Below are 16,446 nucleotides of genomic sequence, written 5' to 3' on the forward strand. Positions count from 1 at the left end.
CTACGCATCATCGCCATCGGAGCCGGGCACAAGATCATCGTCGCCCGGCTCGTAGCGCAGCAGGTCGCCCGGCTGGCAATCGAGCACGGCACAGATCCGCGTCAGCGTATCGAAGCGCATGCCGCGGACCTTGCCGGACTTCAGCTGCGAGACCTGCTGCTCGGTCAGCCCGATGCGCTGGGCCAGTTCCTTCGAGCGCATCTTGCGGCGCGCCAGCATGACATCGAGTTCGACGATGATCGGCATCGTCGAACTCCTACACGAAACTCTGATTCTCGTCCGCGAGCCGGACCGCCTCCCTGAGGACCAGCCCGAAGGCGACCAGCGCCGCCCCTGCGGCCAGCACGCCGAACGTCCCCGGATCGAGCGTGATCGCCAATTGCTTCTGGCCTGACGGGTTGTCGAAGGTCAGCGCGACACTCTGCAGCGCCCGCGCCAGCGGCGTCGCCACACCCATTGCCGTCAGTAGCCAGCCGATCCGCGTGAGGCGCTGCGCGTTCTCCTCCTCCAGCACCTGGCCGCGACCGAAGCGGCCGAACAGGCTCGATAGCCGCAACATCGCGGCAACGAAGAGGCCCGCAGGTACGAGGCCGATCGTCAGCGCCGCCCAATAGCCGCGCTCCGAGAACGGGCCGACCGGGGCGCTGACGCCGATCGTGCCGCGGGCATAGGCGGCGAGCTGCTCGGGATCGCGCCAGAGCCAGACGGCGCCGAACGCCATCAAGGCCGCCGCCGCAATGCACAGGACGCGCGCAATCGTACTCATGCGCCGCAGCCTCGCCATGGGGGACCGCTCCTGCGCCGTGCTCACAAGGGATACCATGTCTCTTCACTCCGTGATTGATAAAATTAAACTAAGAGATGAATTTCTGAATGTCAAAACCATTCATCGGAAAACGCGATGCGCCCTGTTCTGCCCGCCACACTGCTGCTTTGCGGCCTGCTCGCCGGCTGCGGCCACGTCCCGCTGGCCTCTTTGCCGAAGCTGGCCAAGGTCGACATCAGGACGACCGACCTCGCCGAGCTGCGCGCCGGCATCAGCCTGCCGGCCGACATCCGCACCCTGCCCGGCGGCGTCACCATGACGCTCATCGCCTTGCCCAAGGATGGCGGGCGCCATGAACGCAAGGTCGTGCTGGAAGAAGTCCGCGAAGCCGCCGAGCTGGCGAAGCTGCCGGCGGTGGCTTCGCCGGGACGCCGCTTCACCCTGTTCAGGCTGAGCCGGGCCGACACCGCCCGCCTTGGCGCCTTCCGCGAAGAGATGTTCGCCGGCCCGCAGAACAGCGGCAATCGCGGCAGCCTGGCGCTGGGAGCCGACAAGGCTTGCCGCCTGGGCGAGCTGTCAGGCAAGCCGATCGCGATGTCAGGCTATCTCAGGACGTCGGAAACACAGGACTATGTCCTGCTGATGCGTGATTTCGATCTCAGGGACGCCGTCCGCGAGATCGATCCCAAGGTCGACCTCGCCACCGCGATCCCGCCTTGCGACACGGTGGCGGAGGCCAAGCTCAGCGGCTCTCCCGCCGCGCCATGAAGGCGAGCTTCTCGAACAGCGAGACATCCTGCTCGTTCTTGAGCAGCGCGCCGTGCAGCGGCGGGATCAGCTTGCGCGGGTCGCGCTCGCGCAGCACCTCGGGGCCGATATCGTCGGCGACGAGCAGCTTCAGCCAGTCGAGCAATTCGGAGGTCGAGGGCTTCTTCTTGATGCCCGGCACCTCGCGCACCTCGAAGAACAGGCGCAGCGCCTCCTCCATCAGTCGCTTCTTGATGCCAGGGAAATGCACCTCGACGATTTTCTGCATCGTCTCGGCGTCCGGGAAGCGGATGTAGTGGAAGAAGCAGCGGCGCAGGAAGGCGTCCGGCAGCTCCTTCTCGTTGTTCGAGGTGATGATCATTACCGGCCGCTGCGCCGCGCGGATCGTCTCGCCGGTCTCGTAGACATGGAACTCCATGCGGTCGAGCTCGAGCAGCAGGTCGTTCGGGAACTCGATATCGGCCTTGTCGATCTCGTCGATGAGCAGCACGGGCCGCACCGGCGAGACGAAGGCCTCCCAGAGCTTGCCGCGCTTGATGTAGTTGGCGATGTCGGAGACGCGGGCGTCGCCGAGCTGGCTGTCGCGCAGGCGGCTGACCGCGTCGTACTCGTAAAGGCCCTGCTGCGCCTTGGTCGTCGACTTGACGTGCCAGGTCAGCAGCGGCGCGCCGAGCGCGGCGGCGATCTCCTCGGCCAGCACGGTCTTGCCGGTGCCGGGCTCGCCCTTGACCAGCAGCGGCCGCTCCAGCCGGATCGCGGCATTGACCGCGACGGTCAGGTCCTCGGTGGCGACGTAGGAAGCGGTGCCGGTAAAGCGCATGCGGGACCTTCATATCGCTGGCTTGCGGCCATGCTGCTGCCGCGAACAGCATCGTGCTTAGAGGTCGACCGGCAACAGGGCAAGTTTTCGTCGGCCCCACGCGAGTTTTGGTTTGTGTTGCAAGGCTTTGCCAAGCAAAGCTTCGCGATCAGCAGCTTCGCTTGATTCTTCGAGGGTGACGTGGCCGGGACGATCGATCCTTCCGCCTATCGTGACGCCGTGGTCGTGCTCGCCACGGCCGGCGTGATCGTGCCCTTCGCCAAGCGTTTCCGGGTCAATTCCGTCGTCGCCTTCATGGCCTGCGGTGCCGTGCTCGGCCCTTATGGTCTCGGCGGGCTAGTCGCCAAGATCCCGATCCTCAGCACCATCACCGTCTCGAGCGCAGAGGCGCTCGCCGGCCCGGCCGAACTCGGCGTCGCCTTCCTGCTCTTCGTCATCGGGCTGGAACTGTCCTATGAGCGCCTTAAGACCATGCGCCGGCTGGTCTTCGGACTAGGCCTCGGGCAGGTTGCGTTCTCGGCCGCGGCGATCAGCGCCATCGCCTACAGCTTCGGACAGCCGGCTGCCGCGGCGCTGCTGATCGGCACGGCGCTCGCCCTGTCCTCGACCGCGATGGTGGTCGAGCTGCTCTCGGCCCATCGCCGCATGACCTCCTCGGCCGGACGCGCCAGCTTCGCCATCCTGCTCTGCCAGGACCTTGCGGTGATTCCGCTGCTCTTCCTGGTCAGCGTGCTCGGTGCGCAGAATGGCGGTTCGCTGATCGCCGGCCTGACCCAGGCGCTGCTGCAGGCGATTGCAGCCATTGCCGCGATCGTCGTGATCGGCCGCCTCGCCATGCGCCCGCTCTTTCGCCTGGTCGCATCGACGGATTCTTCAGAGAGTTTCATGGCGGCAACCCTGCTGGTCGCGCTCGGCACAGGACTGATCGCCGCCGGAGCCGGCCTCTCCATGGGGCTCGGAGCCTTCATCGCCGGGCTGCTGCTGGCGGAGACCGAGTATCGCCGCGCCATCGAGGTAACGATCGAGCCGTTCAAGTCGCTGCTGATCGGCGTCTTCTTCCTCACCGTCGGCATGAGCGTGAACCCTGCAGCCCTCGCGGCCCAGCCCGTTGCGATCCTGAGCATCGCCGCCGGGCTCTTCCTCGCCAAGGTCGCGATCACCTTCCTGTTCGCCCGCTACTTCAAACTGTCGGTGCCGACCGCGCTCGAAACCGCGATCATGGTCGGGCCCGGCGGCGAGTTCGCCTTCGTGCTGCTGACCGCGTCCGTCGCGGCCAAGCTGGTCGACCAGAACGCGGCCGCGCTCGTGCTCGCGGGCGTCTCGCTGACCATGATCTTCCTGCCGCTCGCTGCCCGCATGGCGCGAAAGCTCTCGGCACGCCTGGCGCCGGCCGTGAAAATTCCGGACGAAGCGAATATCCTGCCGCCGGACGATCATGCCCCCCGCGCCATTGTCGTCGGCCTCGGCCGCGTCGGCCGGCTGGTCGGCGAGATGCTCTCGCAGCACAAGGTGCCCTATATCAGCCTCGACGCAGACCCGGCCGTGGTCGCGACGCAACGCCGCGCCGGCCGCCCCGCCTTCTACGGCAACGCCACCCAGCCGGATTTCCTGCGACTCTGCGGCCTCGAGGAGGCGACCGCGCTGATCGTCACCATCGACAATCCCCGCGCCGTCGACGAGATCGTCGCGGCAGCGCGCGGCGTGCGGCAGGACCTCATCATCGTCGCCCGCGCCCGCGACGCCAAGCATGCGCGGCATCTGTACGAGCTTGGGGTGAACGACGCCGTACCTGAAACGATCGAAGCCAGCCTGCAATTGTCGGAAGCGGCGCTGGTCGGACTCGGCGTGCCGATGGGCCTCGTCATCGCCTCGGTGCACCAGCGCCGAGACGATTTCCGCAGCGAGCTCAAGCCGGCGAGCGCGCCGCAGCCCGCCCTGCCGCGCCATGCCCGCTCGCGGCGGCTGTGACGCCGGGCGCCTGATCCAGACTTACGCGAATTCCTTCCGCTCCGCCGGCTCAAGCCGCACGGACAGCGCTGTCGTCGCGGCCGGCGCCGGCTCGATACGCACCATTTTGCCGGCGGCGGCCGCCTGCATCGCCCGGCGCATATGGCCGTAGAACTGCTCCGCGCTGCTGTTCCAGCTGTGGCGCTTGGCCAGTTCCAGCCCGGCCTCGCGTGGCAGACGCAGGGCCGAGAGCGCAGCACTGCGCAGATCCTCGTGCAGCACCGCCGCTTCGCTGCCGGCGAAGACGTCGCTCGGTCCCTGCACCGGGAAGGCTGCGACCGGCAGCCCGCTCGCCGCCGCCTCCAGCAGCACGATGCCGAAGGTGTCGGTCAGGCTCGGAAAGACGAAGACGTCGGAGGAGGCATAGATCGCCGCGAGATCCTCGCCCTCGCGCGCCCCGAGGAAATGCGCCTCCGGGAAGGCGCGCATGAGGTCGGCACGGGCGGGGCCGTCGCCGACCACGACCTTGCTGCCGGGCAGGCGCAGCGACAGGAAGGCCTCGAGGTTCTTCTCGACCGCGACCCGGCCGACGCTGAGGAAGATCGGCCGCGGCAGGTCGAGCACGCTCTCAGGGCGCGGATGAAACAGCGAGAGATCGACGCCCCGGCCCCAGCGCAGGATGCGCTCGAAGCCATGGGCGCTGAGCTCCGCCTCGACGGTGGCCGTCGAGACCATCACGCCCGCCGCCGGCCCGTGAAAACGACGCAGGAAGCGGTAGCTCCAGCTTTCGGGGATCGGCCAGCGCGCCGCGACATATTGCGGAAAGCGGGTGTGGTAGCTCGTGGTGAAGGTGCGCTTCTGGGCCAGGCAGACGGCGCGCGTCAGCCAGCCGATCGGCCCTTCCGTCGCGATATGGATATGGTCCGGGGCGAACTCTGCGATCCGCCTCGCGACATGCCGGCGCGTCGCCAGTGCGATGCGGATGTCGGGATAGGACGGCAGGCCGACCTGCCAGAAGCCTTCCGGCGTCAGCATATGCGGTGTGACGCCGAACTCCGGCGCCGCCTCGACCATTCGCTCCAGCGAGCGCACCACGCCGTTGATCTGCGGGCGCCAGGCGTCCGTCGCGATCAGGACGCGCATCACGCGGCCTCGACGAGGCTCGGCGCTGGCGTCGGGCGTGCCATGACGGGCGCAAGCTTCTCGCCCTTCTGCCGATGCTGCGGCCAGCGGACGATCTCGAAGCGGCCATCGTCGTGCTCGACCACGGCCGTGCAGCTTTCGACCCAGTCGCCGGTGTTGATGTAGGTCAGCCCGCCGATCTCGCGCTGCGCGGCATGGTGGATGTGGCCGCAGATCACGCCGTCGGCCTTGTGACGGCGTGCCTCGTCGGCGAGGCACTGCTCGAACTCGCCGATATAGTTCACGGCGTTCTTGACCTTGTGCTTGGCCCAGGCCGAGAGCGACCAGTGCGGCAGGCGAAGGACGCGGCGGACCTTGTTGATGCCGTGGTTGAGCACGAGCGCGATCGTGTAGGCCCAGTCGCCGAGGAGTGCGAGCCATTTGGCATTGCGCACCACGAGGTCGAACAGGTCGCCGTGAATGACGAGCATGCGCTTGCCGTCGGCCGTCTCGTGGACGATGTCATCGACCAGCGTGATGCCGCCGAACTGCAGGCCGGTGTAGTCGCGCAGGAAGTCGTCGTGGTTGCCGGTAACGTAGATCAGCTTCGAACCTTTGCGCACCTTGCGCAGTAGCTTCTGCACCACGTCGTTGTGCGACTGCGGAAAGTACCAGCCGCTCTTCAGCCGCCAGCCATCGATGATGTCGCCGACCAGGTAGATCGTCGGCGCGTCATAGTCGCGCAGGAACTCCAGCACGAGATCCGCCTGGGCCCCGCGCGTGCCCAGATGCAGGTCCGAGATGAAGATGCTGCGAACCTGCTTGGCGTCGCTGTCGTCGCTCATGGCCGCCGGCCCATGCTGTTGCCTTGCCTGCGGCGTGTGTCTGATTTGCACTACGCTTTGATGACGCGGCGGCAAAAGCATGCTTTGCCTGCCCGCACAGGAACGGACCTTTCCGGGAGACGACCATGGATCTGGGTATCGCCGGCCGCACGGCCATCGTTTGCGCCTCAAGCAAGGGGCTGGGCCGCGGCTGCGCGCAGGCACTGGCCGAAGCGGGCTGCACCGTCGTCGTCAACGGCCGTGACGCCACGACGCTTGAGGACACCGCGGCCGCGATTCGTGCCAGCACCGGCGCGACCGTGATCGCCGTCGTCGCCGACGTCGGAACCAAGGCCGGTCAGGATGCGCTGCTCGCCGCCGCGCCCAATCCTGACATCCTCGTCAACAACAATGGCGGCCCGCCGCCCAAGCCGTTCCGCGAGGTGACGCGCGAGGGACTGCTCGAAGGCGTCGCGCAGAACATGGCGACCCCGCTGGAGCTGGTGCAGCGTGTGGTCGACGGCATGATCGAGCGACGCTTCGGCCGCATCGTCAACATCACGTCTGCCAGTGTTCTGACTCCGCTGACCGGGCTCGACGTCTCCTCCGCCGCCCGCGCCGGCCTCACCGCCTTCCTCGCCGGCGTCGCCCGCGAGATCGCCCATGCCAACGTCACCATCAACAACATCCTGCCCGGCGTGTTCGATACCGACCGGATCAAGACCGCGACCAACAAGGTCGCCGAGATGCAGGGAATCAGCATCGAGGAGGCGACGAAGCGCAGGCTCGCGGCCGTACCGGCCGGCCGCCTCGGCACGCCCGACGAGTTCGGCAAGCTCTGCGCCTTCATCGCCAGCGCCCATGCCGGCTACATCACCGGCCAGAACTTCCTGATCGACGGCGGCTCGTTCCGCGCCAATTTCTGAACCGGGCCAGCCGGGGCGCGTCAGTATGCGCTCCGGCTCTCACCCTCCAGTACCAAACCGAGACCAATGACCATCGCCTATCGCCGCGCCGTCCCGGAGGATACGCCTGCCTGCGTCGTTCTACGCGGCAGGACACGGGAGAACGCCTTCTCGGTCGAGCGCCTCGCGGAAGCCGGTGTCACGCTCGAAAGCTGGCAGGCCGGCATCGCCGATGGCAGCCTGCCGGGCCATGTCGCGACCGAGGCCGATGAGATTATCGGCTACTGCTTCGGCGAGCGCGAGACCGGCGAGATCGCCGTGCTGGCGCTGCTGCCCGACCATGAGAACAAAGGTGTCGGACGGACCTTGCTGAACCTGGTCGTCGCCGACTTCAGGGAGCTTGGCTTCGCTAGATTGTTCCTCAGTTGCTCGCCCGATCCGGCGGTGCGCTCCTATGGCTTCTATCGGCATCTGGGCTGGACCTCGACCGGCACGTTCGACCACAGGGACGACGAGATCCTCGAATACCGCCTCGCCTGAACCGCATCGCCATCGCGTCCCGCAGCGCGCCGGTCCGGTTTGCAAGATCGGCGCTTGGAACGGCTCGGCGCTCGTGGTCTAAGGACTGGAGGTCTTGCACAAGACTTCCATTCCTCGCGCCCGACCTGTTCCCTTGTCACCGCTCCTCGGCATCAGCCTCAAGCTGCTCTCGGCCCTGTCGTTCACGCTGATGTCAGCCGGCATCAAGACGCTGGCCTCGCGCTATCCGACCGGCGAGCTCGTCTTCTTCCGCTCGTTCTTCGCGCTGATCCCGCTGATCATCTGGCTGGCCTGGCGGCATGAATTCCCCGAGGCGCTCAAGACGAGCAATCTGCGCGGCCATCTCAAGCGCGGCGTCATCGGCTCGACCGGCATGTTCCTCGGCTTCGCCGCGCTGCATCTGCTGCCGCTCTCGGACGCGGTCGCGATCGGCTATGCCGCGCCGTTGATCGTCGTCGTGCTGGCGGCGCTGATCCTGAAGGAGCGCGTGCGCATCTATCGCTGGACCGCGGTCGCCGTCGGCTTCCTCGGCGTGCTCCTGATGCTCTCCCCGCATATGGGCGCGCAGGCCTTCGGCCACGGGCTCTCGGGCGGCCCGGCCATCGGCGCCCTGCTCGCGCTTGCCGGCGCCTTCTGCTCGGCCTTCGCCTCGATCGAGGTCCGGCTGCTGACCCATACCGAGAAGACCGGCGCCATCGTCTTCTATTTCATGTCGCTGACCTCGCTGCTCGGTCTGCTGACGCTCGCGCTCGGCTGGACCGTGCCTGACCTGAAGGACTTCATCCTGCTCGTCACCATCGGCGTGCTAGGCGGTCTCGGCCAGATGCTGCTGGTCCAGGCCTATCGCTATGGCGACGCCTCGCTGATCGCGCCGTTCGAGTATTCGACGATGATCTGGGCGACCGCGCTGGGCTGGTTCGTCTTCGGCGAATGGCCGGTCCAGGCGGTGCTCATCGGCTCGCTGATCGTGATCGCGTCGGGCATCTACGTCATCCTGCGCGAGAAGCAGCTCGGCCTGCTCAAGAAGGAGACGCGCGAGGCCGGCCCGTCCCGCTCGGTCTGAAGCCACTCGACTTGCCGCCTGGAGCGATCCAAGGCATTGTCCGCTAAGACAAACCAATCGTTCTCTTTCCCAAACGGCACATTCTGGACGGGCAAGAGGAGCGACGGCAGGCATGAGCACAATGGGCATCGAAACCAGGGAACGTGGCGGCCGGGAGCTCGCATCCGGCGCGCAGGTGATTTCGGGCCAGCTCGGCAAGACCATCCAGCGGCTGCGCAAGGCCTACAACCTGTCGCTCTCGGAACTGGCCGAACAGTCCGGTGTCGCCAAGTCGATCATCAGCCAGATCGAGCGCAACGAGACCAATCCGACGCTGGCGACGATCTGGCGGCTGTCGCAGGCGCTCGATGTCTCGATCGAGCGCGTGCTCTCGAACAACGAGGAAGAGGCCTTCATCGAGAAGATCGCCCGGCCCGACACGCCGATCCTGGTCTCGGAGGACGGCAAGCTGCGCCTCGCCATCATCGGCTGGATCAAGACGGTCGAATGGCTGCAATGGTACGAGGTCAGCGCCGAGCCGGGCGGCGAGCTCGATTCGGAAGGGCATCAGCGCGGCTCGATCGAATCGCTCTCGGTCAGCGCGGGCGAGTTCGAGGTCGATGTCGGCGGCATCACCCAGCGCGCCAAGGCCGGCGAGACCCTGCGCTATCGCTGCGACCGCCAGCACATCGTCCGCTGCATCGGCGACCAGCCCGGCACCGCCCTGATGGTCTGCATCCTCAAGGCCGCGGTGATGGACTAGACGCAGTCACGGCCATCGCCCCTGCGCCTTGACGAAGTCGACGAAGGCGCGAAGCGGCGCCGGCAGATGACGCCTGCCCGGATAGTACAGGAACGGCCCGGGGAAGCGCTCCCACCAGGATTCGAGAACGGGCTCCAGCGCGCCGTTGTCGAGATGAGGCCGCAGCCAGTCCTCGAAGAGCTGGATGACGCCGCTGCCCGCAATCGCTGCCTCGACGGCAAGGTCGATCGCAGCGCCGGCACGAACGATGAGCGGGCCGCTCGGCTCCACGCGGACGATCTCGCCGTCGCGCTCGAATTCCCAGGATGTCATCGCGCCGCTCGAGAAGCGGCCGCGCAGGCAGGCATGGCCCAGCAGGTCGCGCGGATGTTCAGGCCGCCCGCAGCGATCGAGATAGGCGGGCGACGCCGCCGTCGCAAAGCGCTGTTCGGCCGGGCCGATCGGCACCGCGATCATGTCCTGCTCCAGACGCTCGCCATATCTGATCCCGGCATCGCAGCCCGAAGCGAGCATGTCGACGAAGCTGTCCTCGGCGATCACCTCCAGAGTGATGTCGGGATAGGCGGCGAGAAAGGCCGGCACGATCCTGGGCAGCACGAGCCGCGCCGCGCTGACCGGCACGTTCAGCCTCAGCGTCCCGGCAGGCCGATCGCGGAAGCCGTTGACGACGTCGAGCGCCGCCTCGACCTCTCCGAGCGCCGGTCCCAGCCTGTCGAGCAGGCGGGCTCCCGCTTCGGTCGGCGCGACGCTGCGCGTGGTGCGGTTGAGGAGGCGCACACCGAGCCGCGCTTCGAGCCGCCGCACGGCCTCGCTGAAACTTGAGGCGCTGCCATTGCTGGCCCGCGCCGCATCGCGGAAGCCGCCGGCGCGCGCAACCGCGACGAAGGCCGTGAGGTCGCCAAGATCAGCCGCCATTGTTCGCTTTCCCGAACAGCCCGTGCCGATTGAGCTGTCTTATCCATTATATGCCGACCGCGTACATGCTCGGTCAAGCCAAAGGAGACAGGTCAATGACGGACATCGGCAAAGTCGGAACATTCATGCTCGGCACGCGTCGGGTGAAGCGCATGGGCTATGGCGCCATGCAACTGGCGGGGCCGGGCGTGTTCGGCCCGCCCAAAGATCGGCAGGCAGCTCTTTCAGTCCTGCGCGAAGCCGTCGCCAGTGGCGTCGACCACATCGACACCAGCGATTTTTATGGCCCGCACGTCACTAACCAGATCATCCGCGAGGCGCTCCACCCCTATCCGGACGATCTCGTAATCGTCACGAAGATCGGCGCAAAGCGCGGCGCCGGCGGCTCCTGGAATCCGGCTTTCTCCGCCGAGGAGCTGACCAGCGCAGTTCATGACAACCTGCGCAATCTCGGTCTGGATGCTCTCGACGTTGTCAATCTGCGCGTCATGTTCGATGTGCACGGGCCTGCCGAAGGCTCGATCGAGGCACCGCTTACCGCGCTCGCCGAATTGCAGCGCCAGGGCCTAGTCCGCCATATCGGGCTCAGCAACGTAACTCCGAAGCAGCTGGCGCAGGGGCGCGGCATCGCCGAGATCGTCTGCGTGCAGAACCAATACAATCTCGCGCATCGGCATGACGACGCCCTGATCGATGACCTCGCCGCTGCCGGGATAGCCTATGTGCCGTTCTTCCCACTCGGCGGCTTCACGCCGCTGCAATCGACCGCACTGTCCGATGTCGCCAAGGCGCTCGATGCGACCCCGATGCAAGTGGCGCTGGCTTGGCTCCTGCAGCGCGCGCCCAACATATTGCTGATCCCCGGCACGTCGTCGACCGGCCATCTGCGCGAAAATCTGGCGGCAGTGGAACTCCAGCTTCCGGCTGATGCGTTGAGCATGCTGGACCGGATCGCGGCAGGCGCAGCGACCGTCTGAGTATGGGGTCCGGCTAGCCCGCGGGTTTCGGCGGCCTCGCCGGCCCCTGCACCGCCGGCAGCGACTTCAGGTACTCAGCCATCGCCAGCCGGTCGGCATCCGAAAGTTGCGCCATGTTGCGCACCACTGCAGCCATCGAGCCGCCGACATTGTCGAAGCTCGGCGTGAAGCCGGTCTCGAGCAGCTCGGCAATCTCGGCCTTGGACCATTTGCCGAGCCCGTCCTCGGCCTGGGTGATGTTCTGCACCCAGCCCTTGCCCTCGGGATCGGGACCGCCGGCAAAGCGCGTTGCCTGGACGATCGCGCCGAGCCGGTTGCGGCTGGAATGGCATTCGGCGCAGTGGCCGGGACCGTTCACCAGATAGGCGCCGCGATTCCATTCCTCGCTCTTGGAGGGATCTGCCTTGAACGGCGCGCCGTCGAAGAACAGCAGCTTCCAGCCGCCGACCAGGCGGCGGATGTTGAAGGGGAAGCCGAGCTCATGGGCCGGCGCCTTGCCCTCGACCGATGGCAGCGTGCGGATATAGGCGAGGAGATCGGCCACCGCCTTGGCCGGCATCTGCCGGTAGGAGGTATAGGGAAAGGCCGGGTAATAGTGCTGGCCCGAGGGCGAGACGCCCGCAGTCATCGCCTGGATGAAGTCGGCCGTGCCCCAGTTGCCGATGCCGTCACGCGTATGCGGCGAGATATTGGGCACATGGAACTTGCCGAAGGGCGATTCCAGCACCAGCCCGCCGCCCAGCCTGCTCTTGTCGTCCTGCCCCGGCGTCGCGTGGCAGGAGGCGCAGCCGCCGGCCGCGAACAGCAGCTTGCCGTTCTCGAGATCCGGCGCCGGCAGCGTGCCGACCTCGGGCCCAGGCGAGACCACACGCGGATCGGTGAGGACGAAGAAGCCGGCAACGCCGAACGCGATGAAGACCAGAAGCGTGATCAGCAGGCGGCGCATCGGTTCCTCATTCGGTTGTCCCGGGCAAACAACGCTCGTATCGCGACAGGGTTCGAGCCGAACCTCGCAGACACGAATGGAGCGGGCCTTCCCTCAAGGAAGCCCGCTCCTTCGATCAGGTCAAATCTGGCGGCTTGAAGCCGCCCGTTACTTCTTGATGCGGTAGGTCTCGTGGCAGGTGCCGCAATTCTTGGTGGCGTCACCAAAAGCGGTGCGGAAGCCGGCGAGATCGGTCACCGCAGCGCCCTTGGCGGCATCCGCCTCGAACTTGGCGAAAGCGGCCTTGAAACCGGCCTGGTCCTCCCAGATCTTCGGCGCCGCCGTGGTCTCGCCGCCGGTCTTGGCGCTGTCCGGATAGAGGCCCGGCATCTTCTTGGCGGCGTCGCCATAGACCTTGAATACCGCCTGCGCCTTGGCGGCATCGAACGGCGCCTCGCCCTTGGCCATCGCCGCGCCCTCGCGCGTCGCGGCGCCGACCGCCTTCATCGCGTCGCGCCGCTCGGAGATCGGGTTGGCCTGGGCCAGTACGGCGGAAATGCCGACGGCGAGACCGAGGGCGACGAAAGCAGAGCGAAGCATGCGTGGGAATCCTCCGGAAGGCAGCGCCGGACCCGGCGCTGTTTTGAACTCTTCCAGATCACCTGACGTGCACGACAGCGCCAAGTCGCATTGTCGTGAATCTCCTTGCAAGGAAGCAAACGCCTCCTTGCATCAAGAGAGATAGCCCGCCGCCTTCAACGTCGAGAACACCTTTGGTGGGGTCGCCGGCATGTCGATCGCCTTGATGCCGGCAGCGCGGTTCAGCGCATCGACCATGGCGTTCATCACCGCCGGGCAGGCACCGATCGCCCCGGCCTCGCCTGCGCCCTTCACGCCGAGGGCGTTGGTGACACAGGGCACATTGCGCGTCTCGAAATGGAAGTTCGGGATGTCGATCGCGCGCGGCAGGGCGTAGTCCATGAAGGTCGCGGTCAGCATCTGGCCGGACGAATCGAAGCGGATCTCCTCCATCAGCGCCTGGCCGATGCCCTGGGCCGCACCGCCATGGACCTGCCCCTGCAGCATGATCGGGTTCAGCGTCACGCCGAAATCGTCGACCACGACATAGTTCTGGATTTCGGTGCCGCCGGTCGCCGGGTCGACCTCCAGCTCGACGACATGCGTGCCGTTCGGATAGGTCGCCTCCGGCGGCGTCCAGCTCTGATGCACGCTGAGCTGCTCGGCCTTGGCGCCGGGCAGGTTGGCGATCGCCTTGAGATCGAGCGCCTTGTCGGTGCCGACGATTCGCACGGCCCCGTCGACGATCTCGAGATCGCCCGGGGCGGCCTCGAGCGCCTCCGAGGCGAGGCTCTTGAGATTGTCCGCGAGGATGCCGGTCGCCGCATTCAGCGCCGCGCCGCCCACCGGGATCGAGCGCGAGCCGCCGGTGCCCGAGCCGGTCGCGATCCGGTCGGTGTCGCCCTGCACGACCTTGATGCGGTCGAGCGGGATGTCGAGATGCTGGGCGACGAGCTGCGAATAGGCGGTCTCGTGGCCCTGCCCGTTCGACTGGGTGCCGATCAGCACGGTGACGGTGCCGTCCTTCTCCAGGATCACGGTCGAGCTCTCCGGCCCGCCGCCGCCGCAGGCCTCGATATAGCAGGCTAGGCCGATGCCGCGGAGCTTGCCGGCCTTCTGCGAGCTCTTCAGGCGGCTCTTGAAGCCCTTCCAGTCCGCCACCTCCATGGCGCGGCGCATATGGCCCTCGAACTCGCCGGAATCGTAGACCGGCCCGGTCTGCGTCTTGTGCGGCATCTCGGCCGGCTTGACGAAGTTGAGCGCCCGCACCGCATCGGGGCTCTTGCCGGTCTCGCGCGCGATCGCATCGACCAGGCGCTCGATCAGATAGGCCGCCTCGGGCCGCCCGGCACCGCGATAGGCGTCGACCGGCGTCGTATGGGTGAAGACGCCGCGGAAGCGGACATGCACCGCCGGGATATTGTAGCAGCCCGGCGTCATCGTCGTGCCGACCCAGGGGATGAAGGGCCCATACTGCGAGAGATAGGCGCCCATGTCGGCGGCGAGATCGACCTTGAGGCCGATGAACTTGCCGCGCTTGTCGAGCGCCATCGTCGCGGTGGTGAGATTGGCGCGGCCGTGGGTGTCTGCGAGGAAGTGCTCGGTACGGTCCGCGACCCAGCGCACCGGCCGCTTCAGCTTCTCGGCCGCGACCATGGTCAGCGGGTATTCGCGGTACATGAAGATCTTGGTGCCGAAGCCGCCGCCGACATCGGGGGTGATCACCCGGATGCGGGAGGGATCGACCTTGAGGATGTAGTTGGCGAGGATGTCGCGCGTGCCGTGGCTGCCCTGGCTGCCATGCGTCAGGGTCCAGCGCTTGGTCGCCTTGTCGTATTCGGCGATGCAGGCGCGCGTCTCCATGTAGTTGGAGGCGAGGCGGTTGTTGACGATGGTGATCGAGATCGTCCGGTCGGCCTTGGCGAAGGCCTTCTCCGTCCGCTCGCGATTGCCCTGCTCCGCCTCGAAGGCGACATTGCCGTCGCGATCTGACCAGACCTGCGGCGCTCCGCTCTCGAGCGCCTCGGCGATGCCCGTGATCGACGGCAGCGTCTCGAACTCGATCTCGATCGCCTCGGCGGCGTCGCGCGCCTGGTCGAGCGTCTCGGCGACGATGAAGGCGATGGCCTCGCCGACATGGCGCACCGTGTCGGTCGGCAGCACCGGCACCGAATTCGGCTTCACGTTCTTGCCGGAGATGTCCTTGATGAGCCCCTTGCAGGGGATGTCACCGAGATGCGCGACGTCCTCGCCGGTCAGGATCAGCTTGACGCCCTTGCGCTTCAGCGCCGCCTGCTTGTCGACGATCTTGAACTTGGCATGCGCGTGCGGCGAGCGCAGCACATAGGCGTGCAGAGCGCCCTCGACCGCGGTGTCGTCGGTATAGCGGCCGGTGCCGGTTGTCAGGCGCTGATCCTCGACCCGCCGCACCGGCTGGCCCATCCCGAACTTCATCGGACGCATCGGCAAACTTCCTTCGGATCACTCGAATGAGAAAGACTGGCGCAGGATAGCCGCGCCGTCACCCCAGTCCATATAGGGGGGCCGGGATGCGCCGGGCGCAAGCAGGCGGGACTTGAAACTCAGCGGATCATGCGCGCGGCGCTGTCTGCCATGCTCACCATCATGTTGTAGCTGGAGACGATCCGGTTGGCGTCGCCCGCCGCGCCCTTGCGGACGTCGCCCTTCGACTTGCCGAGCTTCTCGCGGAAATCGCGCAGGTTGCCGAGCCAGGAGCTGGCCGAGGAATCGATCATCGGCACGCCGGACGCATTCTTGTCCTTGAACGCGTCCATCTCCTTGATCGCGCCGGAATAGCCGGCGAGCGCCGTATCGAAGGCCGCCAGGTCGACGATCGGCTTCTCGTTGCTCGGCATCACGTCCATGACGGCACGGGCATTGATCATGATGTTGCGCAGCTGCCAGCGGGCCTGCCGGCCCTCGCTCGCCTCGATCGCGGCGAGTTCGCGCGCGTCGATGCCCTTCTTGTAGCCGTTGAGCTGATTGCCGAACACGGTCCGCTCGCGCAGGAAAGCCTCCGCCGCCGGCACCATCTTGGCATGCAGCTCGCGGCCCTCGGCGACATTGTCGCCGCGATAGTCCTTGCGCTCGTAATAGCGCTCGGCCCGGGTGATCAGCGGCGCCAGCTCCTGATAGGCGGCGATATAGCGCTTCACGGCGGCGTCTAGCTCCGGCTGCGCCGGCGGCTGGCCGGCGGCCGCCTCGGCCTTGGCGATCTCGTCCTTGACGTCATAGAGGCTGTAGAGCCCGTAATCGATGTAGCGCTCCTTGCCGGTCGGGCCCTTCTTCAAGTCGACCCAGCTCTTGTAGCGATCCCAGGATTCGATCGCCCGGATCGTCCGGTTGGAAAGCGAGGTATAGGCATTCGACTTGGCGATCGCCGCCTGCAGCTCCGGATCCTGCGCCGGCTTCTTCGCTGCTGTCTGCGGGGCGGCCTGCGAAAAGGCGGGCGGCGCTGCGGACACGGAGCAAAGCAGGGCTGCCAGGGAGAGGCTCAGCAGGCGGGAGGCCTTCATAGGGCACCTTTGGTCGA

At 66.8% G+C, this 16,446-nt stretch carries 17 protein-coding genes; 7 read left to right on the forward strand and 10 right to left on the reverse strand.

Annotation, left to right across the window (positions count from 1 at the left end; translation table 11 throughout):
- The gene (locus BMZ21_RS28900; RefSeq protein WP_091843242.1) at positions 1–246 is read right to left on the reverse strand and encodes a helix-turn-helix domain-containing protein; all 246 of its coding nucleotides are present in this window, start codon (positions 244–246) and stop codon (positions 1–3) included.
- Positions 247–256: 10 nt separating this feature from the next.
- Positions 257–766 (reverse strand): DUF2975 domain-containing protein, encoded by a 510-nt coding sequence (locus BMZ21_RS28905; RefSeq protein WP_167561798.1) that lies wholly within the window; start codon positions 764–766, stop codon positions 257–259.
- A gap of 135 nt (positions 767–901) precedes the next feature.
- Between BMZ21_RS28905 and BMZ21_RS28910 the strand changes: the two genes are divergently transcribed.
- A complete protein-coding gene (locus BMZ21_RS28910) occupies positions 902–1,534 on the forward strand; it encodes a hypothetical protein (RefSeq protein ID WP_091843251.1) in 633 nt (210 codons plus the stop codon).
- Here BMZ21_RS28910 and BMZ21_RS28915 read toward each other — a convergent pair.
- Complete coding sequence (locus tag BMZ21_RS28915; protein WP_091843255.1) at positions 1,509–2,354, reverse strand: AAA family ATPase; 846 nt, start codon at positions 2,352–2,354, stop codon at positions 1,509–1,511. The genes BMZ21_RS28910 and BMZ21_RS28915 overlap by 26 nt on opposite strands.
- Positions 2,355–2,534: 180 nt before the next feature.
- Between BMZ21_RS28915 and BMZ21_RS28920 the strand changes: the two genes are divergently transcribed.
- Positions 2,535–4,322, forward strand: coding sequence for a cation:proton antiporter domain-containing protein (locus tag BMZ21_RS28920; RefSeq protein ID WP_091843258.1), 1,788 nt, complete (start codon positions 2,535–2,537; stop codon positions 4,320–4,322).
- Positions 4,323–4,343: 21 nt separating this feature from the next.
- Here BMZ21_RS28920 and BMZ21_RS28925 read toward each other — a convergent pair whose 3' ends face one another.
- Together BMZ21_RS28925 and BMZ21_RS28930 are read right to left on the reverse strand one after the other, a co-directional pair.
- Entirely contained in the window at positions 4,344–5,444 is a 1,101-nt protein-coding gene (locus BMZ21_RS28925; protein ID WP_091843263.1) for a glycosyltransferase family 4 protein, read from the reverse strand.
- The gene (locus BMZ21_RS28930; protein WP_091843267.1) at positions 5,444–6,268 is read right to left on the reverse strand and encodes a UDP-2,3-diacylglucosamine diphosphatase; all 825 of its coding nucleotides are present in this window, start codon (positions 6,266–6,268) and stop codon (positions 5,444–5,446) included. The genes BMZ21_RS28925 and BMZ21_RS28930 overlap by 1 nt, the downstream gene beginning before the upstream one ends.
- A 125-nt stretch (positions 6,269–6,393) precedes the next feature.
- On the opposite strand from BMZ21_RS28930, the gene BMZ21_RS28935 reads away from it, so the two are divergent.
- The 4 genes from BMZ21_RS28935 (at position 6,394) to BMZ21_RS28950 (ending at position 9,497) form a co-directional block, all read left to right on the forward strand.
- Positions 6,394–7,173, forward strand: coding sequence for an SDR family oxidoreductase (locus BMZ21_RS28935; protein WP_091843270.1), 780 nt, complete (start codon positions 6,394–6,396; stop codon positions 7,171–7,173).
- 66 nt (positions 7,174–7,239) lie between these two features.
- Positions 7,240–7,692 (forward strand): GNAT family N-acetyltransferase, encoded by a 453-nt coding sequence (locus BMZ21_RS28940; protein WP_091843274.1) that lies wholly within the window; start codon positions 7,240–7,242, stop codon positions 7,690–7,692.
- Between the two features lie 133 nt (positions 7,693–7,825).
- Positions 7,826–8,755: a DMT family transporter gene (locus BMZ21_RS28945; RefSeq protein ID WP_091843277.1), complete on the forward strand. Its 930-nt coding sequence runs from the start codon at positions 7,826–7,828 to the stop codon at positions 8,753–8,755.
- 121 nt (positions 8,756–8,876) lie between these two features.
- On the forward strand, positions 8,877–9,497 hold the full coding sequence (locus tag BMZ21_RS28950; protein WP_091843280.1) for a helix-turn-helix domain-containing protein: 621 nt from the start codon (positions 8,877–8,879) through the stop codon (positions 9,495–9,497).
- Between the two features lie 6 nt (positions 9,498–9,503).
- Here the strand turns inward: BMZ21_RS28950 and BMZ21_RS28955 are convergent, their stop codons facing one another.
- Complete coding sequence (locus BMZ21_RS28955) at positions 9,504–10,412, reverse strand: LysR family transcriptional regulator (RefSeq protein ID WP_091843285.1); 909 nt, start codon at positions 10,410–10,412, stop codon at positions 9,504–9,506.
- Between the two features lie 95 nt (positions 10,413–10,507).
- Between BMZ21_RS28955 and BMZ21_RS28960 the strand changes: the two genes are divergently transcribed.
- Positions 10,508–11,389 carry an aldo/keto reductase family oxidoreductase gene (locus tag BMZ21_RS28960; protein WP_091843289.1) on the forward strand — a complete coding sequence of 294 codons (882 nt, stop codon included), beginning with the start codon at positions 10,508–10,510 and terminating at the stop codon, positions 11,387–11,389.
- Between the two features lie 13 nt (positions 11,390–11,402).
- Here the strand turns inward: BMZ21_RS28960 and BMZ21_RS28965 are convergent, their stop codons facing one another.
- From BMZ21_RS28965 to BMZ21_RS28980, 4 genes are all read right to left on the reverse strand, one after another.
- Positions 11,403–12,335, reverse strand: a complete 933-nt coding sequence (locus BMZ21_RS28965) for a cytochrome c (protein WP_091843293.1) — start codon at positions 12,333–12,335, stop codon at positions 11,403–11,405.
- Between the two features lie 147 nt (positions 12,336–12,482).
- Complete coding sequence (locus BMZ21_RS28970; protein WP_091843298.1) at positions 12,483–12,914, reverse strand: c-type cytochrome; 432 nt, start codon at positions 12,912–12,914, stop codon at positions 12,483–12,485.
- A 132-nt stretch (positions 12,915–13,046) separates the two neighbouring features.
- Positions 13,047–15,356 carry a xanthine dehydrogenase family protein molybdopterin-binding subunit gene (locus BMZ21_RS28975; RefSeq protein ID WP_091843302.1) on the reverse strand — a complete coding sequence of 770 codons (2,310 nt, stop codon included), beginning with the start codon at positions 15,354–15,356 and terminating at the stop codon, positions 13,047–13,049.
- Between the two features lie 119 nt (positions 15,357–15,475).
- Positions 15,476–16,429 (reverse strand): YiiG family protein, encoded by a 954-nt coding sequence (locus BMZ21_RS28980; RefSeq protein ID WP_091843307.1) that lies wholly within the window; start codon positions 16,427–16,429, stop codon positions 15,476–15,478.
- Positions 16,430–16,446: the final 17 nt, after the last annotated feature.

The sequence above is a fragment of the Allobosea lupini genome (assembly GCF_900109525.1).
GTDB lineage: Bacteria > Pseudomonadota > Alphaproteobacteria > Rhizobiales > Beijerinckiaceae > Allobosea > Allobosea lupini.